Consider the following 17,754-nt stretch of genomic DNA (forward strand, 5'->3'; position numbering starts at 1 on the left):
TACGGTAACCGTAGGGTTCGATTGCTTGATCGCCACGGGGGCGGTCCACCTGAAAGGTGTCACATGGGCATCGGCTCACGGCGCGCACTGACCAGCGCTGCCACCGCTGTGCTGCTTATCGGCATTGGAACAACGGAAACCGCCGTCGCCGCGGACGCGCCGGCCGACGGTACGGCCGTATCGGCCGACCAGACGACGGAAGTGAACGACAGACAGGGCTGGGAAGGCGACGTCGAGCCGGTCGTTCCTGAGATCCAGAGGAGACCGCAGCGGTGTGACGGCCCGTCGACGTGGGTCAGCATCACGTCGAAGCAGAACTACCACATACCGTCGTGGTGGAACGGGACCAGTTATAAGGACGGTCCGGGCGGTTCCATGACCGTCAGCGTGACCAAGACGGGGACCATCACGGCCGAGGTGAGCGGGACGGTCACGGCGGAAGCCAATCTCGTCGTCGCCGCTGCCAAGTCGTCCATCACTTACAAGATTGCCGGCAGTGTCTCGATCGCGACCGGGCACACTTACACCCGCACGGTGGGCACGGGCAAGTACGGGCACTTGCAGTACGGCTCGTGGGGTTACAAGGTGACCTGGAAGAAGTACCGGCTGGGCGGCACCAGTGGCTGTAGCGCCGTCGAAGTCGCCCATGGTACGGCGACGTTGCCCACATCCGAGACCGGCTGGAAGTACTGGGAAACCGCGACATGACGCATGTGAGCCAGCGGACGGCGTGGTTCGTCCGGAGCGCCCTTGTGGTGCCGATTCTCCTGATCACCGCGTGCACGGCGGCGGAGAGCGGGAACACGGGCGCGCATTCCTCACCGTCGGCCGTGGCGAGCCCGTCGCGGTCGGCTGCTGGGCCGTCGGAGCAGAAGTTGACCGAACAAGCCCAGGCCGCGCTCACCGCGGTGCACAGCGGCACGCTGGTCGAGTCCGGTGCGGAGCGCGTGGCTGACGGCATCCACACTGAGCCCGGGTTGAGTGAAGGAAAGGTCTACCGGCTCAACTTGGTGTGCGCCGGCAGCGGCAGTGCGCAGCTGAAGCTCGCGCCTTCGAGCGGCTCCGTGGTGAAGGCCACGGTGCCGTGCGACGAGTCCGTCGTCCAGCAGCGGATCACCGCGGGCAAGGGGATTCGGATCGATGTCGATGGGGGTCAAGGGGCGACCGGCGTGATCGCCTGGCAGATCGACGCTGTCTGAGCCCATCACTGGGTGCTTCCCGCTTTGGTGCCGGGAAGCACCCGGTACTTCTGCCGCAGCACGGCATGCACCTCGGCCACGCCGGAGGGCGCGGCGTCCGGTGTGGCAGGGGCGTCCAGATGGAGGCGGCATGCCTCCTGGCCGAGGAGGGCGAGCTGGCCTGTGATGGCGGCGCAGCCGCCTTTCAGGGGCGCGGGGCTGTGTTGGATTTGCGGCTCCGCCGCGTGGGCGCGACCAGCCACACACTGCCCGCACCCGCCCTCAAACAGCACCCCCCACCCCCTCAGACCCCCCCACCCAACCGAGCCGGAAACCCCCCCGTCGCCACCGGCCCCCACTTCTCCGGTGTCACCCGGATGATGGACTTCCCCTGCCGCAGCATCGCCTCCCGATACTCCGCCCAATCAGGATGCTCCCCCGCGATATTCCGGTAGTACTCGACCAACGGCTCCACAGACTCGGGAACATCGAGCACCTCGGCGACCCCGTCGATCTGAACCCACGGCCCGTTCCACTCGTCACTGAGAATCACGACACTCACCCGCTCGTCCCGCTGAGCGTTCCGCGTCTTGGCCCGCTCCGGATACGTCGACATGACCAGCCGCCCGGAGTCATCGACCCCGCAGGTCAGGGGAGACGCCTGCGGACTCCCGTCGGCCCGCCGCGTCAGCAGCAGCGCACGATGCCGGGGCCGCACGAAGTCGAGGAGATCGGCGAGGGATACGCGGGTGTTAGTAGCGATGTTCGATGCCATGACAGCACCCTAGGCGCACAAGCTGCAGGACCCCAGACACACAGGACCCAACGCCCCAGACTCACAAAGCGCCGAGCGCCGAGCGCCGAGCGCCGAGCAGCGCGCCGCGAGCCCCGAGTCCCCAGCCCCGAGTCCCGAGTCCCGGCCCCTGGCCCTCACCTCACCGCGCCCCGAGCCCCCAGCCCCGAGCCTCCGAGCCCCGAGCCCCCAGCCCTCCCCTCACCGCCAACCCGAGCCCCCACCCCTCCCCCCCCACCCCAAGCTCCCCCTCACCCCTCCAGCACCCCCTCCCCCTGCACAGCCTGCACATCCAACTCCACCCTCAACGTAGTCCCAATAGCCGCAATCCCCGCCTGCACCACCTGGTTGTAATTCATCGCGAAATCCTCCCGCCGCAACTCAGCAGTCGCCCGGAACGCCGCCCGAGTCCCACCCCACGGATCCGCCCCCGTCCCCAGATACGACAGATCGAGATCCACCGCCCGCACGACCCCCCGCATCCCCAACTCCCCCTGCACGACCCACCGATCCGCCCCCGCAACCGTCAACCCCGTTGACCGGTAAGTAATCTCCGGGAACCGCTCGACATCCAGAAAGTCCGCCGACCTCAAGTGCCCGTCCCGCGCAGCGTTCCCCGTATCGATGGAAGCGGCCCGAATCACCGCCTCCACACGGGACTTGGTCACATCATCAGCGGCGACCTCGATGGACGCGCTGAACTCGGTGAACCGCCCCCGCACACTGGAGATCCCGATGTGCTGAGCGGCGGCGCCGACGACGGAGTGGGCGGGGTCGACGGTCCAGGCGCCGGGCGGCGGCAGCTCCGTACCGCCCTGGCGGGAGAGGGTGACGACCCCAACCTCCGCGCGGCCACTGGCGGTCACGAACGCGGTGGACGCGGCCGGCGCGTACCCGACGGCCGTGATGATGACGGTGTGCGGCCCGGGCGCCAGCTCACCGGCGTCCCGTACGACCCCCTCCCCGTCGGCCTCGGCGCGCAGCACTTGGGTGCCGGTCATGTCGGTCACGGTCACGACCGCGTGGGACACGGCCCAGCCGTCCCGCGTACGGATCTTCGCGGACAGGGACATCTCAGGTAACTCCTCGCTCAGAAAACCTAGTTCGACACCGCCACCGACACGGCACCCGCACCGACAAGCCGGCCTCCGACAAGCCGGCCCCCCCACCAAGCCAGCCCCTCCAACCAGCCGCCCCCCAACAAACCGCCCCCCCAACACAGCAGCCCGCGGCGGAAGATGGCTACCCCGCCACGGGCCCCTGCTCACCGCCCCCCACTCACTCCCCCCCCACTCACTCCCCCCCACTCACTCCCCGGGATGCCCCAACTCAACGTCATGCCCGTCAACCCCAGCCCCGGCAACCGTCAACGCGGAAGCCGCCGGCGGATACCCGGTAGCGATCACCGTGTACTCCCCACTGTCCAGATCGGAGAAGGCATAAGCCCCGTCCACCCCAGTAGTGGCACTCCCCACGACATTCCCGGCCGCGTCGACCAACGTCACCCGAGCATCCGCCAGCGGCCCATGCGGCGCCCGTACGACCCCCTGCAACCGAGCCCCGGCATCCAGCACAACTTCCGTACGAGTGACCCCGGTTACCCCGATCTCGACGGGCAGCGCCCGCGGCCGGAACCCCTCGGCGTTGACAGCGACCGTCACCGCCCCAGGCACCAGCTCCCCGAACACGAACTCCCCGCGCTCCCCGGTGACGGCGGTGGCGAGCAGATCGCCGCGTACGTCGGTCACGACGACCATCGCGTCCTTGACGACGTCCCCGCCCGCGGCGGCCCGCACGACCCCGGTGAGCCCGCTGGTCCCGCTGAGCAGGACGTCGTAGGCGAGGGCCTCGCCGCCCACGACGACGGTGGAGGCCTGCGGCTGGTAGCCGTCGGCGGAGGCGATGAGGACGTACGAGCCCGTACCCGGCGTGTGGAGGACGTAGGCACCGTCCGCCTGCGTGACCGCGCGGCCCAACTGCCGTCCGGCCAGGGAGATCAGGGTGACGGCGGCGGAGGGGACCGGAGCGGACTCGGCGCCCCGGACGTGGCCGTGGACGGGGGTGCCGTTCGGCACGGAGTCCCCGCCGGTGGAGGCGAAGGCCTGCTGGGGCTGGGCCTGGAGCTGAGCTTGGGGAGCCCCTTCCACTCCGCCCTCCTCAGCGCCGGCCCCGACCAGCGCCGGCACCCGCTCCTCGACAGAAGCCTCAACGGCAGCCGCAGCAACCGGAGTTACCTCAGCCTCAGCCTCAACCACAGCCACAGCCTCAGCCACAGCCCCCGCCGAACCCGCAGGAGCCGTCCCCCCACTCGCCGCAGCCGCCTGCGCCAACCCCCCCTGCGTCCGCAACGGAACCTCCTTGATGAACAACGTGATGACGAACGCGACCGCCGCCAGCCCCCCGGCGATGAGGAACACATCCGCGATGGCATGCCCGTACGAGCTCTCCATCAGCGTCCGGATGGGCGCCGGCATCTTCCCCAGATCCGGGATGCTGTCGCTCGACGAGCTCGAACCGGCCAGCGCCGCCTGGGACTTGGGGTCGAGCGCGGCGACCCCGTCCTTGACGTAGTGCGTGATCCGGTGCGCCATGACCGAGCCCAGCGCGGAGACGCCCATCGCCCCGCCGAGGGACCGGAAGAACGTCACCGTGGAGCTGGCGGACCCGAGGTCCCCCGGCTCGACCTGGTTCTGCGTGCACAGCACCAGGTTCTGCATCATCATGCCGATCCCGAGCCCCATGAGGGCCATGAAGATCGAGAGCTTCCAGTAGGGGGTGTCGTACCGCATGGTGCCGAGCAGGCCGAGGCCGGCGGTCACCAGGACGCCGCCGCTGACCAGCCACGCCTTCCAGCGGCCGGTGCGGGTGATGAACTGGCCGGAGACGGTGGAGGAGATGAAGAGCCCGCCGATCATCGGGATCGTCATGACCCCGGACATGGTCGGCGACTTGTCGCGGGCCAGCTGGAAGTACTGGCTGAAGAAGACGGTCCCGGAGAACATCGCGACGCCGACGAAGAGGGAGGCGAGGGACGCGAGGGTGATCGTCGGGTTGCGGAAGAGCCGCAGCGGGATGATCGGCTCGCTCGCCTTGCTCTCGACGAGGACGAAGAGCAGCCCGAGCAGGACCGACCCGCCGATCATCGTGTACGTCTGCCACGACACCCAGTCGTACTTATCACCCGCGAAGGTGACCCAGATGAGCAGCAGGGAGACGGCGCCGGCGATGAGGGTCGCGCCGCCCCAGTCGACCTTGACGTCGCGCTTCACGACGGGCAGGTGCAGGGTCTTCTGGAGGACGACGAGGGCGATGACGGCGAACGGGACGCCGACGTAGAAGCACCAGCGCCAGCCCAGCCACGAGGTGTCGGTGATGACACCGCCGAGCAGCGGACCGCCGACCGTCGCTACTGCGAACGTCGCGCCGAGGTAGCCGGAGTAACGGCCGCGCTCGCGCGGGGAGATCATCGCGGCCATGACGATCTGGGCGAGCGCGGAGAGCCCGCCGACGCCGACGCCCTGGAAGACGCGGAAAGTGATGAGCATCCCGGTGTTCTGCGAGAGCCCGGCCGCCATCGACGCGACGACGTAGATGACCAGGGCTATCTGGACCAGGGCCTTCTTGCTGTAGAGGTCGGCGAGCTTGCCCCACAGCGGGGTGGTCGCGGTCATCGCCAGCAGCGCGGCGGTGACGACCCAGGTGTACGCGGACTGGCCGCCGCCGAGGTCGCTGATGATGTGCGGGAGGGCGTTGGTGACGATCGTCGAGGACAGGATCGCCACGAACATGCCGAGCAGCAGGCCGGAGATGGCCTCCATGATCTGCCGGTGCGACATCGGGGCGTCGGCGCCGGGCGCGGCTCCCTCATGCCTCGCATGCTGGGCGGCCCGCACACCGGACGGTGTGGTCGTTGCCATGGGTTTCCTTCTCTTAGGTGGTCGCGGGTGTACGGGGTGTCTCAGCAGCTGCCGGTAACGACCGGCAGTCGTCGAAGCCGGCCCTCAACTGGGCCATGAGCCGCGTCAGTTCGGCGATGTCCCGCTCGTCCCAGTCGCTCAGCCGGGCGGCGAGCATCTGGGTGGTGCGCGAGAACAGCTCGTCGACCTGGAGCTGTCCGGCCGGGGTGAGGCGCAGGATGCGGGAGCGCTTGTCGGTGGGGTCGGGGCGGCGTTCGATCCAGCCCCGGGCGACGACGTGCGCGACGTGCCGGCTGGTCACCGACATGTCCACGGCCAGCAGCTCCGCCAGCCGGCTCATCCGCATGTCCCCGTAGCGCCCCAGCATCGCGAGCACGGCGCCCGAGCCGCTCGGGCAGCCGGCGGGCATGACCCTGGCCAGCTCCCGTTTCACGGCCCCGAAGGCACTGAACTGACGGATCAGTTCCTCGTACTGCGCCTGCCCGGCCATCACACCTCCTGCGGTCCAAGTTGTTGCTTTGGGCAACCATAGATTCCGTTGGTTGCTACAGGCAAATAAGGAGGGGTAGGGGCCGCATAAAAACTTGGCAAAGGCAAGTATTGCGGAAGTAAATGTGCAGGCGGGGGTGAGGGGGAGGTGAGGGAGCTGGTGAGAGTGGCGGGGGCTACGGCCCCCTCGCTTGGGCGAGTCCCGTCCTCTTCGCTAGGGTCCAGCCCATGGCTAACTCCCAGGGCCCGCAGGGCAACTACGACCCCGCCGGCAGCACCCAGATGTTCCGTGCGTTCGTCGACGAAGGCGGTCCCCAGGCTGCACCCCAGGCGGCCGCCGCCGCGACCCCCTCTTCCGGCCCGCGCATCGGCGTGATCCTCGGCGTGGTCGCCGCGGTGATCGTCGTGGCGGCGGTGGCTTGGCTGGCGTTCAAGTAGCCGGGCCGTTCAAGCAGTCGGCGTCCCCGGCCGCCCGCTCGGGCAACTGAGCCCGGGAGCGGCGCGGTTGGGGGAGCACGTCACCAGCGCCACCGAGAGATAGGCGGGCTGTTCGAGGTAGAAGCCCAGGGATACGTCCCCGCCGCGGGTCAGCCGGTCGGCGGCGGATGCGGTGAGGGGGGCTGCCGCCAAGTGTGGGGCGTACTCGGCGAGTTGACGCCCCAGCCAGTCGGCCGCCGCCCCCGGCTCGCGCCACGTCCCCCGGATCAGCCGCGCCGGTTTGACGAGCCAGTGGGCCGTCAGCAGCGGGGGCAGGTCCGTGACGGGGAACTCGGCGGCGACTTCCCGGTAGCGGTCGAGGAGTTTCTGTCCGGCGGGGCCGCCCGGCAGGGGCGGGTCGGGGTGCGGGGGCCGCCGAAGAGCCTCGTTGTCGAAGTGCCGCTTCGGACCGGTCCACAGGTAGCCGTGGTGGTGCAACTTCCGTCCCGTTCAAGGGGGGTGGGAGGGAAGGCGACCGGCCCGCCGAGCAGTACGACGGGACCGGCCGCCGGGGGAAGGGGTGTTGGGCCGGAGTCGGCCGGCAGCCGGGAGTCGGCCGTCGGCCGGGAGTCGGCTGTCGGCCGGGAGTCGGCTGTCGGCCGGGAGTCGGCCGTCGGGCCGGAGTCGGCTGTCGGCCGGGATGCGCCTGTCAGGCCGAGAGGCCGAACCGTGCCGGGTCGATGCCGGCGGCGGCCAGCTCGGCGGTGGTGAACCTCAGCGGCGCCTGCCCGGGCCGCTTGCTGTCACCCAGGGCCCACGCGTCCTCCCCGATCCGCGCGAGCGTCACGCACGACTCGCCGTCCGGGTGCGTGTTGCCGCCGCACGCCCGGGAGAACGCGGCGGTGTCGATGTCGAGCGCGTACAGCTGAGTTCCGTCCAGCATGCCGGTGCCTTTCTGTTTGTCCGACGACGGAATCATTCTCGGACCCTGAGAAAGGCGGCTGTAGCGTTATTCGTGTTGTGGGGTAGACGATCACGAGCGGAACGAATTCGCCCACCTTCCCAGCGCCGCCCGAGCGTCGTCACCGAAGAGCGCCTGCCGCTCGAAGTGGGCGAATAATTCCAGGTGTTCGGCGATGTCCCGGGCGTCCTGGAAAACGATTCTCCCGGTGAACGTCTCGACGGTGGCCAGGCGCTGGTCATACACGGTGAACGTGTTCATGGGACCCCGGCCCGCCGCGATATCGAAGGGGAGCACACCGATACGCACATTGGGCAGATGGGAGAGCGAGACGAGGCGGTCGATCTGTACGGCGAGTGCGGGGCGCGGGATCACCGGCCAGCGGACGGCCTGTTCGGTGAGGAGGAAAGTGAAGCGTTTCGTGATGTCGTAAAGGACCGCTTGGCGTTCCAGTTTCTTCGCCACCGTCTTCGAGACGTCGACCGGGGAATGGCTGAGGCTGGCCCGGACGTACTCGGGTGTGGCCAGCAGGCCGGTGATCATCGCGGGCAGGAAGTAGCGCAGCGCCCTGCCCTCGGCCTCCAGCCCGGCGAGTTCGGCTTGCCGCTTCTCCAGGCCCCTGCGCCACGACGCCCGGGTGCTCTGCCACTCGGTATTCGCCAGGCGGGCGAGGGCAGTTATGTCCGCCACGAGTTCCGGCGGTGCGGCGAGAGCCCGGAGGATCAGCTGAGTGTCGACAAGACTCGGAGTCACCCGTCCCGTCTCGATATTGCTGAGCTTCGTCTGTGAAATATTGCAGCGCAGAGCGAGCCAGACCTGAGTACGGCCGGCTCGCTTGCGCAGTGCGCGGAGGGTTTCCGCCAGGTCGGCTTTGGACCGGCCCAGCTCAGCTGGATCGAGCGTCAAGACCCTTCACGTAATCCTCGAAGGGCACGGCGTGTTCCAGGGCGATCCGCTTCCATTCCCGGTAAGGAGAAGGATCTCCCTCGAATTTCTCCCGGTTGATCTGAGTGCCGTCCGGCCGGTAATTCAGGTGCACCACGGCGCTCTCGTCGAACATCCACCAGTCCTGGCCGCTGAGGGGCAGACCGTAGTCGTCCTGCGTCACGTCCAGTACGCGGATGTCTTCGCCGGCGTGGATGTTCCCGGGGATTCCCCAGGCGAATTGGTATCGCTGATAGTCGGTCAGCGCCTCGCGTACGATCCGGACCCGCCCGATGCTCCGGCCCCCCGCGATGTATCCCCGCACCCGCTCATGCCATCGCGCGTTGTGCTGCGCGGGCATCTCCTCGCCCCGCAGGAAGCGGGCGAAGCTCGCCTGCTCCCCGGGCATCGTGTACGTGGGCTGCGCCTCGAAGCGCCACGCCTCCCGCCCGAACCCGTCGAAGAAGCGCCGCCACTCCTCACCGTCCAAGAACACGGACGGCCTCCTTGAGAACGGCCCCGGGAACCGGCGGCGCGAAGGCGTGGGACACGGCTCCCTGGATCACGAAGGACCCGCTCGCCGTCCGGTAGACGTTGGGGCAATCGTCGTCGTCGCAGTCGGGGCCACCGCCATTGCCGGTGAGCCGGGTCAGACCACTACGTGCCATCGGACTCCCTTCAGCCAGGCGGAGCCGCTCCCCACCCTCGATCACGACGCTAGGGTGACCGTCCGGGCACGTCTACGGCGGAACGCCGATATTCGCGTTGTCGGGTAGACGATCACCCGACCGGTCAACCGGACGTGGACATCACCGAGTTGACGCCCCACCCCCGGCCCCCCCGGAACCCCTCCCGGAACCCCCCGGACACAGCAAAGGCGTTGGCCGGCCCCCTCAGGGTCGGGCAACGCCTTTGCTTCAAGGAGTGGTCAGCGGACGTCGCCGATGAAGGACGTCCACGCGTCGGTGGTGAAGAGGAGGGTGCCGCGGGAGGGGTCCTTGCTGTCCCGGACGGGGATCAACTGGGGGATGTTCGCGGCTACTTCCAGGCAGTTCCCGCCGTCCGGGTTGCTGTAGCTGCTCTTGAACCATGCGGCGCCCGTCAGCAGGTCGTCGGAGACTTCCAGGCACGCGCCGCCATCCTGGTTGCTGTAGCTGCTCTTCCGCCACGAGATGCTGCTCAAGTCGATGGCTTGCACTGTGTTTCCTCCAACAGCTGCCTGATGAACTGGCGTGATACGTCCGGGGATAGGGCCAAATCCCGTACCCGATCGTATCGGAGCTGTAGCTGTCGGACGTCAGAACTTTCCTTGAACAGCTCGCCGCTGTATGCCGTTTCAACCCAGGCGCACACCTTCCCCACCTCGTCTTCCAGGAACATGGTGTCGGTGTTCGGCAGCCCATGGAGCCCGGCGGACATCGGGAGCACGTGGATGGTGATGTTGCTCAACTCCGACATCTCCAGCAGGTGTTGGAGCTGTTCACGCCACTCGGCGGGGTCCTTCAGCGCGGTGCGCAGCACGACCTCGGAGAGGACCGCCCGGAAGGTCACTGACGCCGGCGGCAGCAGCCGTTCGCGTCGGGCCAGGCGGTTCTCGACCTCGATGGCCAGCGGCTCCCCCTTCATCCCGCCCGCCGCGATCAACTCCGTTGCGTACCCCGGAGTTTGCAGCAGACCAGGAATCGCGCTGGGTGCGTACTGCCACATGCTGACCGCCTTCACCTCCAGCGCCATGTACCGCTGGTACTTCTTCTTGAAGCGCCGGACGTCCCCGTTCGCCAGCTCCCACAACGTCAGGAACATGTTCCCGGTGTCATAGAACGTGTCGAACGCGCTGGCCAGCTCCGGGCTCCCGATGCTCGCCCCGCTCTCGACCCGGCTGATGCTGGACTTGTCCCAGCCGGTCCTCCGGGCCACCTCCGAGATGGTTAACCCCATCTCCTCCCGGTAGCGCCTGACCTCTTGCGCGTACCTCCGCCGAGGTTCGTCGCTGAGCCCCGTGACCGGGTTCCGTTTCGGCATCTCCACTCACCGCCCTCCGTGTTGCGTTTTTGACCCCGCGATTGCGTGTGACCTGCTTTCGGGTGCGGAGAGGTATGGCGCAAGGCCATCCTCGTAGCACCTACCGACACGCAGAGTAGTACAACTACCGCAATCTGTATAGAGATTGGGCAAACAGAAGAAAGGGTGCGAAACGGGTATATCGCCATGCCTGAATTCCTGCCCGGCCCCACCTCACCACAGCAAAAAACCGCCCCCGCACCCAAGTTGGAGTGCGGGGACGGCCAAGTCCCGCCAAGGGAAAGCCCCTTACGAGAAGGGTCAGTCCGAGATGAGCCCCTCGCGCAGCTGCGACAGCGTCCGGGTCAGCAGCCGGGACACATGCATCTGCGAGATCCCGACCTCCTCCCCGATCTGCGACTGCGTCATGTTCGCGAAGAACCGCAGCATGATGATCCGCCGTTCCCGGGGCGGGAGTTTGGCGAGCAGCGGCTTCAGCGACTCGCGGTACTCGACCCCTTCGAGGGCGGTGTCCTCGTACCCGAGCCGGTCGGCGAGCGAGCCCTCGCCGCCGTCGTCCTCGGGCGTCGGGGAGTCGAGCGAGGAGGCCGTGTAGGCGTTGCCGACGGCGAGCCCGTCGACGACGTCCTCCTCCGACACCCCTAGAACGGCGGCGAGTTCGGGGACCGTGGGCGACCGGTCGAGCTTCTGGGACAGCTCGTCGCTGGCCTTGGTGAGCGCGAGCCGCAGCTCCTGGAGCCGCCGGGGGACGCGGACGGACCAGGACGTGTCGCGGAAGAACCGCTTGATCTCGCCGACGACCGTCGGCATCGCGAACGTCGGGAATTCCACGCCGCGTTCGCAGTCGAAACGGTCAATGGCCTTGATGAGGCCGATCGTTCCGACCTGGACGATGTCCTCCATCGGCTCGTTGCGCGAGCGGAAGCGCGCGGCGGCGTACCGCACGAGCGGGAGGTTCAGCTCGATGAGCGTGTCCCGGACGTACATCCGCTCGGGACTGTCCTGGTCGAGCGCGGCGAGCCGCAGGAACAGGGAGCGGGAGAGGGTGCGGGTGTCGATCGCCTGCGTGGGGGCCGGCAGCGCCGGTGCGGCGCCGGTCTCGAACGCCGTGACGTCGTCGAGCGGGTCGGGCCCGGCCGGCGCGGACTCGCTTTTCGCGAGCGTGAGCACCTTCGAGCTGCCCTGGTCTGCGGACATGCCACCCCCTTTGGGTCGCGGGACGGTCGCGGTCGGCGCCCCGGGAGGAACGTCGGCCTTCACCTGAATACCGGAGGCGGGGCCCCGGCAAACGCGCTTCCCGCAGAATGTCACATGTCGGCAACACGCTGTAGTGACATGTCGACATCTGGCTCATGAAACGGCCCTGGAAACAGGGGATGTGACAGTTTTTCAGCCCGTATGCCCGCTCCGGCCGGATGAACCGATTCGCTCGCTGAGGTGACGATTCGGCCGCGCGTACGAGTACGCGGGGGCCTCAGGAGTGGCGAAGCGTTACGCCTCGATGCGGTTGGCGGACCGCAGCCGCTGGAAGGATCGGGCCAAGAGCCGCGAGACGTGCATCTGGGAGACCCCGAGCTCGGCGCTGATCTGCGACTGCGTGAGGTTGCTGTAGTACCGCAGCAGCAGGATGCGCTGCTCGCGCTCCGGCAGCTGCACCAGCAGATGCCGTACCAGGTCCCGGTGCTCGACCCCGTCCAGCGCGGGGTCCTCGTACCCGAGCCGGTCGAGCAGCCCCGGCAGCCCGTCCCCCTCCTGCGCGGCCTCGAGCGACGTCGCGTGGTACGACCGTCCCGCCTCGATGCAGGACAGCACCTCGTCCTCCCCGATCCGCAGCCGCTCGGCGATCTCGGCGGTGGTGGGCGTGCGCCCGAACGCGGTGGTCAGATCCTCGGTCGCCCCGTTCACCTGGACCCACAACTCGTGCAGCCGGCGCGGGACATGGACCGTGCGAACGTTGTCACGGAAGTACCGTTTGATCTCCCCGACGACCGTCGGCATCGCGAAGGTCGGGAACTGCACCCCCCGGTCCGGGTCGAACCGGTCGATCGCGTTGATGAGCCCGATCGTGCCGACCTGGACGACGTCCTCCATCGGCTCGTTGCGGGAGCGGAAGCGGGCCGCGGCGTAGCGCACGAGCGGGAGATTCGCCTCGATGAGCGCCGTTCGCACCCTCAGGTGCTCCGGGGTGCCGGGGCGCAGGTGCTTGAGCTGTCCGAAGAGGACCTGCGTGAGGGCCCGGGTGTCCATGGCGCGCTGCTTCCGGGGGGAGGGCTCCTCCGGGGCTTCTTCTTGGGGTGGCGCAGTACTGGCCGACAAGGTCAACGCCACCTCTTCGTCCGTCGTCAACTATCCGTCAAAAGCGGTCATAGCATCACAAGACATCACCACTGTGTGCAAGCACCGCATAACGCCGTGTTGAAGGAGAGTGGGGGCAAATGGGGTGTTATTTGGCCCCATTGGCGAGCCAGGTGAAGAACTCACCGACCGCCTTCGCCGCGTTCGATATGCCCTCGAACCCCAGCTGGACATAGCTCGCGGCCTTCGCCGGATCCGTGATGATCACGTACAGCACGAACACGACGACCACGTAGACGGCGATCTTCTTGGCGTTCACCGCCACCGCGCCTCCCCCTTGTGCCACCCCTGTCGGACGGGCGTGAGTTTAGTCGTACAAACTCGAAGGGCCCCACCTTTGTCAGGTGAGGCCCTTCTGTGAGCGGTAGCGGAGGGATTTGAACCCTCGGTGACTTGCGCCACACTCGCTTTCGAGGCGAGCTCCTTCGGCCGCTCGGACACGCTACCGAGAGAGACCTTACAGCACCCGGAGAGGTGGTTGGTAATCGGTATCAGGGCTTCTTAGCGGGCGCGGAAGAAGCCGGACAGCAGCTCGGCGCACTCCTCGGCGAGCACCCCTTCGATGACCTCGGGCCGATGGTTGAGCCGCCGGTCGCGCACGAGATCCCAGACGGACCCGGTAGCGCCCGCCTTCTCGTCCCGCGCCCCGTAGACGACCCGGTCCACCCGGGCCTGCACGAGCGCGCCGGCGCACATCACGCAGGGCTCGAGGGTCACGACGAGCGTGCAGTCGGTGAGCCGCCACTCCTTGAGGGAGGCGGCGGCCCGGCGCAGCGCGAGGACTTCCGCGTGCGCCGTCGGATCGCCGGTCGCCTCCCGCTCGTTGTGGGCGGCGGCCAGCACCGTCGTACCGTCCGGACCCAGCACGACCGCCCCCACGGGGACGTCCGGGCCGGCCCGCCGCGCCTCGCCGAGCGCGAGCCGCATGGCGGACCGCCACGGATCACGCACCGGGTCCGGGACGTCGGGTGGTCGGGGGGTCAGCGGACGGCTTCCAGGACTTCGGTGGCGCCGAGGACGTCGGCGATCTCGCCGAGGGCGTCCTCCGTGAGGGACTTCAGCTCCTTCTCGCCGAAGCCGAGGTCGTCCAGCAGACGCGCGTCGCCGACGGGGCCGTGCGGAACGGCTTCGCCGGAGGCGTCGTCATCGTCGTCGGCCTCGCCGTCCTCGGTGCCGTCGAGGTCGAGGGCGTCCAGGTCCTCGTCCTCACCGGTGTCCCGGTCGAGGAGATCCGCGATCAGCAGCTCGCCGTACGAGCTGCGGGAGGCGGCGGAGGCGTCGGAGACATAGACACGCGGGTCTTCCTCACCGTCCACGCGGACGATGCCGAACCACGAGTCCTCCTGCTCGATGAAGACGAGGACCGTGTCGTCGTCCACGGACGCCTCGCGGGCCAGGTCCGCCAGGTCCGACAGGGTCTCCACGTCGTCGAGCTCTGAGTCGCTCGCTACCCACCCGTCTTCGGTGCGCGCGAGCAGTGCGGCGAAGTACACCGTGACTCTCCCACTGGTCAAAGGTGTGCCGGTTGGAGGTCCCCCCGGCGGAGGTTTGAGGGCGGGGTCGGTGCGCGGGCTCCGAGCCCCACCCACTCGGAATCGTGGCAGAAACAAGGCGTTCAGGGGACGTCTTCGGACCCCTGTGTCCGGCGGTTTTGATCGCGAATTGCCAAACGGCTGACCGCGAGTTCACCGGCGACTCAACTCTGCCATCAGCGGATCGTACGCGGCTTTGCCGTGCCCCAGCGCACGGGGCGCGGCGGGGGCGGGCGATATGCCGGTGATCTTTGCCTCAGGGGGTTCGGGAATGTCCGTGAGTGCGGTGTCTCACCGGTCTCACCAGCGGAACGTCCGCATCCGCAGCGCGTGCCGCATACGGGCGGCCTTGGCTCTGCGGGGCTGTACGCGATCGCGCAGCTCACGGGCTTCGGCGAGGTCGCGGAGGAAGAGGGCGCGGCGGCGGCGCCGCTCGGCGTCGGTCTCTTTGGCGTCGGTCGGGTCCTCGGACATGGGCACCACCCCGGGTCGGTCCGTGGGTTCCACTTTCCCTCCGGGGGGCGGGTTGACGCCAGGGGAGGGTTGTCGGGGTTCCTCGGTAGGGGGCGGGGCCGCTGGATGAGGGGGCGCGGCGGGCGAGGTTACTGTTGTGGACATGCGCCTTCACGTCGTCGACCACCCTCTGGTCGCCCACAAGCTCACCACGCTGCGCGACCAGCGCACGGACTCCGCGACCTTCCGGCGCCTCGCCGACGAACTGGTCACCCTCCTCGCCTACGAGGCGACCCGTGACGTCCGTACCGAGCAGGTCGACATCGTCACCCCGGTCTCCGAGACGACCGGCGTCAAGCTCTCCCACCCGCGCCCCCTGGTCGTCCCGATCCTGCGGGCGGGCCTCGGCATGCTCGACGGCATGGTCCGCCTGCTGCCGACGGCAGAGGTCGGTTTCATGGGGATGGTCCGCAACGAGCAGACCCTGGAGGCGTCGACCTACGCGACCCGCATGCCCGAGGACCTCTCCGGCCGGCAGGTGTACGTACTCGACCCGATGCTGGCGACGGGCGGGACGCTGGTGGCGGCGATCCGCGAACTGATCCGCCGGGGCGCGGACGACGTGACGGCGGTCGTGCTGCTGGCGGCGCCGGAGGGCGTGGAGATCATGGAACGGGAGCTGGCGGGGACGCCGGTGACGGTGGTGACGGCGGCGGTGGACGACCACTTGAACGCGCAGGGGTACATCGTGCCGGGGTTGGGGGATGCGGGGGACAGGTTGTACGGAGCGGCTGAATAGGGGCGAGGTTTGTAGGTTTTCAGGGGCGCGGGGAACTGCGCGACCAGCCACAACGCACCCGCACCCGGCCTAACACCCCTTGCCGCCCTCCCCAGTTGCCGCCGCAGTACTCCCCAAAGCGGTGATGGCCTTGGCAACGTCCGCAGGCGCGGCCAAGGCCTTGAACGCATCCCCGATGATGAGATCGACGGAAGCGTCCTTACGCGCCGCGTCGGCCTTCCGCTCGGCCCCCGGCAACTGCGAACCCAGCACCGGCATGGACGAGTTGACCCCCGCCGCAGGCCCCAGCACCATCCCGGCCCCGGTGACCTTCTTGTCGAACTCCGCACTGGCGTTACCGACTTGACCGATTCTGAACCCCCGCTTCCGGAGTTCATCGGCCGTCGTCTTGGCGAGCCCGCTACGGGTGGTCGCGTTATAGACGTTGACGGTGATCTGCGCGGGCTGCGGAAGAGAGACCGGCGCGGCCGAAGGAACCGTCGTAGGCGCGCACTTGGCCTTGCCGGCCGCGGCGGCGGAAGCCTTGCCCCCACCCCCGGTGAAGACATCGATGAGCTGGACGGTCCCCCACCCGGCGACGCCGAGAACGGCCCCGCAGACGAGAACCGCGCCCACCATCCGCCCCCGCCGCCGGGGCCGTCGCATCCGCGGGTACTTGTCCCCTGTGATGCGGTACTGGCCGCCCATGCCCGGGGGAGTCAGCATGCTCATGGGCGCAGCGTAGTGCCCCCCGAGGGCCGTGACGAATAGCAGATCATCCGACACCGTCGGTCGTTACGGGAATGAACCCGAAAGGGTCAACGGGGGTGGTGGGGAGAGGGTTTAGCGGGCCCGGGGTTGTCCGGGTGGCCCGGGGAGTTCCGGTGGGCCGGGTTCCTTGCGGGCCGGGATTTGCGGGCCGGGGTTCTTTGGGCCGGGGTTCTTTGGGCCGGTTCGGCTCAGTCCAGCTCAGTCCAGCTCAAGGACGCGGGCGTGCAGCACCTGCCGCTGCTGGAGGGCCGCCCGCACCGCGCGGTGCAGCCCGTCCTCCAGATACAGATCGCCCTGCCACTTCACGACGTGCGCGAAGAGGTCACCGTAGAACGTCGAGTCCTCGGCGAGCAGGGTCTCCAGGTCGAGCTGCCCCTTGGTCGTCACGAGCTGATCGAGGCGGACCGGGCGCGGTGCGACGTCCGCCCACTGCCGGGTGCTCTCCCGGCCGTGGTCGGGGTACGGCCGGCCGTTTCCGATGCGCTTGAAGATCACACGGAAAGCCTACCGGCCCAGACCTTCCGGGCGCAGCCATGACGACGGAGTGCGACGCTGCACATAACATCTTTTATTCGTCCGAAAGGGGTGGGGTGGGTGGCTGATAGTCGCCTCGGTTCGGCGGGCGGGGTGAGTCGGTCCGGCGGGGTGGGGCGGCCCCCGAGAGGGGGAGAGGGGCCGCCCCTGCTTCACGTGGCCCTGGACCCGGCGGAAGAACTCACCGGATTCAGCGGCTGTGCTCCTCCCGCTGGGGGAGCTGCTCGATATCGGTGTCGGTCCGCTTCTCGACGACCATCACGGCCGCCGCCTTCTTGGGCGCGGTACGCGCCGCCTCCGCGCGCAACAGGGCGCGCAGGACCGCATACGGATCTGTGACCATGCCTGTTGTCTTCCTTGCCTTGCCGAGCGAGATGGTTTCCGCGGAACGGCGACCATCAGCACCGCATGACGACACAGCGCACGGCGAGAATGCCGTAAGGGGCACCGGAGGAGGACTTGGGAACGGAGACAAGGGCGGGCGAGGCAAGGGGAGGCGGCTCGGAAATCCCCCCGGAGACGGGAAGCACCAAATAGATGCCCCGCTCAGGAAAAACGGAGGACGGCCGCAACCCCGTATCGACAACGTCATACTCGACGCTCTCGACAGCCATAGCCGCACAAGGCACC

At 68.5% G+C, this 17,754-nt stretch carries 24 protein-coding genes and 1 tRNA gene; 4 read left to right on the plus strand and 21 right to left on the minus strand.

Features of this window, described 5'->3' with window-relative positions:
* The first annotated feature begins 63 nt into the window (after positions 1-63).
* Together ACYUD3_RS08135 and ACYUD3_RS08140 are read left to right on the plus strand one after the other, a co-directional pair.
* Positions 64-708, plus strand: a complete 645-nt coding sequence (locus ACYUD3_RS08135; RefSeq protein WP_470965910.1) for a hypothetical protein — start codon at positions 64-66, stop codon at positions 706-708.
* Complete coding sequence (locus ACYUD3_RS08140) at positions 705-1,199, plus strand: hypothetical protein (RefSeq protein WP_470965912.1); 495 nt, start codon at positions 705-707, stop codon at positions 1,197-1,199. Before ACYUD3_RS08135 ends, ACYUD3_RS08140 begins: the two co-directional genes overlap by 4 nt.
* Positions 1,200-1,482: 283 nt before the next feature.
* On the opposite strand, the gene ACYUD3_RS08145 is transcribed toward ACYUD3_RS08140, so the two are convergent.
* The 4 genes from ACYUD3_RS08145 to ACYUD3_RS08160 form a co-directional block, all read right to left on the minus strand.
* A complete protein-coding gene (locus tag ACYUD3_RS08145) occupies positions 1,483-1,953 on the minus strand; it encodes a PPOX class F420-dependent oxidoreductase (protein WP_470965915.1) in 471 nt (156 codons plus the stop codon).
* Between the two features lie 269 nt (positions 1,954-2,222).
* Positions 2,223-3,044: a YceI family protein gene (locus tag ACYUD3_RS08150; RefSeq protein WP_470965917.1), complete on the minus strand. Its 822-nt coding sequence runs from the start codon at positions 3,042-3,044 to the stop codon at positions 2,223-2,225.
* A gap of 234 nt (positions 3,045-3,278) precedes the next feature.
* Positions 3,279-5,807 carry an MFS transporter gene (locus ACYUD3_RS08155; protein ID WP_470966073.1) on the minus strand — a complete coding sequence of 843 codons (2,529 nt, stop codon included), beginning with the start codon at positions 5,805-5,807 and terminating at the stop codon, positions 3,279-3,281.
* A 94-nt stretch (positions 5,808-5,901) separates the two neighbouring features.
* Positions 5,902-6,378, minus strand: a complete 477-nt coding sequence (locus ACYUD3_RS08160) for a MarR family winged helix-turn-helix transcriptional regulator (protein ID WP_470965920.1) — start codon at positions 6,376-6,378, stop codon at positions 5,902-5,904.
* 227 nt (positions 6,379-6,605) lie between these two features.
* Here ACYUD3_RS08160 and ACYUD3_RS08165 point away from each other — a divergent pair, with 227 nt between their 5' ends.
* Complete coding sequence (locus ACYUD3_RS08165; protein ID WP_470965922.1) at positions 6,606-6,815, plus strand: hypothetical protein; 210 nt, start codon at positions 6,606-6,608, stop codon at positions 6,813-6,815.
* A gap of 9 nt (positions 6,816-6,824) precedes the next feature.
* On the opposite strand, the gene ACYUD3_RS08170 is transcribed toward ACYUD3_RS08165, so the two are convergent.
* From ACYUD3_RS08170 to ACYUD3_RS08235, 14 genes are all read right to left on the minus strand, one after another.
* The gene (locus tag ACYUD3_RS08170; RefSeq protein ID WP_470965924.1) at positions 6,825-7,292 is read right to left on the minus strand and encodes a hypothetical protein; all 468 of its coding nucleotides are present in this window, start codon (positions 7,290-7,292) and stop codon (positions 6,825-6,827) included.
* 211 nt (positions 7,293-7,503) lie between these two features.
* A complete protein-coding gene (locus tag ACYUD3_RS08175; RefSeq protein WP_470965927.1) occupies positions 7,504-7,737 on the minus strand; it encodes a DUF397 domain-containing protein in 234 nt (77 codons plus the stop codon).
* A gap of 90 nt (positions 7,738-7,827) precedes the next feature.
* Positions 7,828-8,661: a helix-turn-helix domain-containing protein gene (locus ACYUD3_RS08180; protein WP_470965929.1), complete on the minus strand. Its 834-nt coding sequence runs from the start codon at positions 8,659-8,661 to the stop codon at positions 7,828-7,830.
* On the minus strand, positions 8,642-9,175 hold the full coding sequence (locus ACYUD3_RS08185) for a DUF6879 family protein (RefSeq protein WP_470965931.1): 534 nt from the start codon (positions 9,173-9,175) through the stop codon (positions 8,642-8,644). The genes ACYUD3_RS08180 and ACYUD3_RS08185 overlap by 20 nt, the downstream gene beginning before the upstream one ends.
* Positions 9,159-9,347 carry a hypothetical protein gene (locus ACYUD3_RS08190; protein WP_470965933.1) on the minus strand — a complete coding sequence of 63 codons (189 nt, stop codon included), beginning with the start codon at positions 9,345-9,347 and terminating at the stop codon, positions 9,159-9,161. Before ACYUD3_RS08190 ends, ACYUD3_RS08185 begins: the two co-directional genes overlap by 17 nt.
* A 260-nt stretch (positions 9,348-9,607) precedes the next feature.
* Complete coding sequence (locus ACYUD3_RS08195) at positions 9,608-9,877, minus strand: DUF397 domain-containing protein (RefSeq protein ID WP_470965936.1); 270 nt, start codon at positions 9,875-9,877, stop codon at positions 9,608-9,610.
* A complete protein-coding gene (locus ACYUD3_RS08200) occupies positions 9,859-10,701 on the minus strand; it encodes a helix-turn-helix domain-containing protein (protein ID WP_470966075.1) in 843 nt (280 codons plus the stop codon). Before ACYUD3_RS08200 ends, ACYUD3_RS08195 begins: the two co-directional genes overlap by 19 nt.
* Before the next feature lie 300 nt (positions 10,702-11,001).
* Complete coding sequence (locus tag ACYUD3_RS08205; RefSeq protein ID WP_470965938.1) at positions 11,002-11,898, minus strand: RNA polymerase sigma factor SigF; 897 nt, start codon at positions 11,896-11,898, stop codon at positions 11,002-11,004.
* Positions 11,899-12,192: 294 nt separating this feature from the next.
* Positions 12,193-13,029: an RNA polymerase sigma factor SigF gene (locus ACYUD3_RS08210; RefSeq protein WP_470966078.1), complete on the minus strand. Its 837-nt coding sequence runs from the start codon at positions 13,027-13,029 to the stop codon at positions 12,193-12,195.
* 115 nt (positions 13,030-13,144) lie between these two features.
* On the minus strand, positions 13,145-13,321 hold the full coding sequence (locus tag ACYUD3_RS08215) for a hypothetical protein (RefSeq protein ID WP_470965940.1): 177 nt from the start codon (positions 13,319-13,321) through the stop codon (positions 13,145-13,147).
* Between the two features lie 97 nt (positions 13,322-13,418).
* Positions 13,419-13,503, minus strand: a tRNA-Ser gene (locus ACYUD3_RS08220).
* A 54-nt stretch (positions 13,504-13,557) separates the two neighbouring features.
* The gene (gene tadA, locus ACYUD3_RS08225) at positions 13,558-13,983 is read right to left on the minus strand and encodes a tRNA adenosine(34) deaminase TadA (protein WP_470965943.1); all 426 of its coding nucleotides are present in this window, start codon (positions 13,981-13,983) and stop codon (positions 13,558-13,560) included.
* 53 nt (positions 13,984-14,036) lie between these two features.
* Entirely contained in the window at positions 14,037-14,549 is a 513-nt protein-coding gene (locus ACYUD3_RS08230; protein WP_470965945.1) for a tRNA adenosine deaminase-associated protein, read from the minus strand.
* A gap of 339 nt (positions 14,550-14,888) precedes the next feature.
* The gene (locus ACYUD3_RS08235) at positions 14,889-15,062 is read right to left on the minus strand and encodes a hypothetical protein (RefSeq protein ID WP_470965948.1); all 174 of its coding nucleotides are present in this window, start codon (positions 15,060-15,062) and stop codon (positions 14,889-14,891) included.
* 142 nt (positions 15,063-15,204) lie between these two features.
* On the opposite strand from ACYUD3_RS08235, the gene upp reads away from it, so the two are divergent.
* Positions 15,205-15,840 carry a uracil phosphoribosyltransferase gene (upp, locus tag ACYUD3_RS08240; RefSeq protein ID WP_470965950.1) on the plus strand — a complete coding sequence of 212 codons (636 nt, stop codon included), beginning with the start codon at positions 15,205-15,207 and terminating at the stop codon, positions 15,838-15,840.
* A gap of 69 nt (positions 15,841-15,909) precedes the next feature.
* Here the strand turns inward: upp and ACYUD3_RS08245 are convergent, their stop codons facing one another.
* From ACYUD3_RS08245 to ACYUD3_RS08255, 3 genes are all read right to left on the minus strand, one after another.
* On the minus strand, positions 15,910-16,527 hold the full coding sequence (locus ACYUD3_RS08245) for a LytR C-terminal domain-containing protein (protein WP_470966081.1): 618 nt from the start codon (positions 16,525-16,527) through the stop codon (positions 15,910-15,912).
* Between the two features lie 261 nt (positions 16,528-16,788).
* Entirely contained in the window at positions 16,789-17,085 is a 297-nt protein-coding gene (locus ACYUD3_RS08250; protein WP_003999914.1) for a type II toxin-antitoxin system VapB family antitoxin, read from the minus strand.
* 229 nt (positions 17,086-17,314) lie between these two features.
* Positions 17,315-17,467, minus strand: a complete 153-nt coding sequence (locus tag ACYUD3_RS08255) for a hypothetical protein (protein ID WP_470965951.1) — start codon at positions 17,465-17,467, stop codon at positions 17,315-17,317.
* Positions 17,468-17,754 lie beyond the last annotated feature (287 nt).

It is taken from the genome of Streptomyces sp. AMJ-169 (assembly GCF_055597585.1).

Bases quoted from the DNA above. Each gene is read 5' to 3' on its own strand.
- ACYUD3_RS08135 (WP_470965910.1), top strand. From the start codon at position 64: ATGGGCATCGGCTCACGGCGCGCACTGACCAGCGCTGCCACCGCTGTG.
- ACYUD3_RS08140 (WP_470965912.1), top strand. From the start codon at position 705: ATGACGCATGTGAGCCAGCGGACGGCGTGGTTCGTCCGGAGCGCCCTT.
- ACYUD3_RS08145 (WP_470965915.1), bottom strand. From the start codon at position 1,953: ATGGCATCGAACATCGCTACTAACACCCGCGTATCCCTCGCCGATCTC.
- ACYUD3_RS08150 (WP_470965917.1), bottom strand. From the start codon at position 3,044: ATGTCCCTGTCCGCGAAGATCCGTACGCGGGACGGCTGGGCCGTGTCC.
- ACYUD3_RS08155 (WP_470966073.1), bottom strand. From the start codon at position 5,807: ATGTCGCACCGGCAGATCATGGAGGCCATCTCCGGCCTGCTGCTCGGC.
- ACYUD3_RS08160 (WP_470965920.1), bottom strand. From the start codon at position 6,378: ATGGCCGGGCAGGCGCAGTACGAGGAACTGATCCGTCAGTTCAGTGCC.
- ACYUD3_RS08165 (WP_470965922.1), top strand. From the start codon at position 6,606: ATGGCTAACTCCCAGGGCCCGCAGGGCAACTACGACCCCGCCGGCAGC.
- ACYUD3_RS08175 (WP_470965927.1), bottom strand. From the start codon at position 7,737: ATGCTGGACGGAACTCAGCTGTACGCGCTCGACATCGACACCGCCGCG.
- ACYUD3_RS08190 (WP_470965933.1), bottom strand. From the start codon at position 9,347: ATGGCACGTAGTGGTCTGACCCGGCTCACCGGCAATGGCGGTGGCCCC.
- ACYUD3_RS08200 (WP_470966075.1), bottom strand. From the start codon at position 10,701: ATGCCGAAACGGAACCCGGTCACGGGGCTCAGCGACGAACCTCGGCGG.
- ACYUD3_RS08205 (WP_470965938.1), bottom strand. From the start codon at position 11,898: ATGTCCGCAGACCAGGGCAGCTCGAAGGTGCTCACGCTCGCGAAAAGC.
- tadA (WP_470965943.1), bottom strand. From the start codon at position 13,983: ATGCGGCTCGCGCTCGGCGAGGCGCGGCGGGCCGGCCCGGACGTCCCC.
- ACYUD3_RS08235 (WP_470965948.1), bottom strand. From the start codon at position 15,062: ATGTCCGAGGACCCGACCGACGCCAAAGAGACCGACGCCGAGCGGCGC.
- upp (WP_470965950.1), top strand. From the start codon at position 15,205: ATGCGCCTTCACGTCGTCGACCACCCTCTGGTCGCCCACAAGCTCACC.
- ACYUD3_RS08245 (WP_470966081.1), bottom strand. From the start codon at position 16,527: ATGGGCGGCCAGTACCGCATCACAGGGGACAAGTACCCGCGGATGCGA.
- ACYUD3_RS08255 (WP_470965951.1), bottom strand. From the start codon at position 17,467: ATGGTCACAGATCCGTATGCGGTCCTGCGCGCCCTGTTGCGCGCGGAG.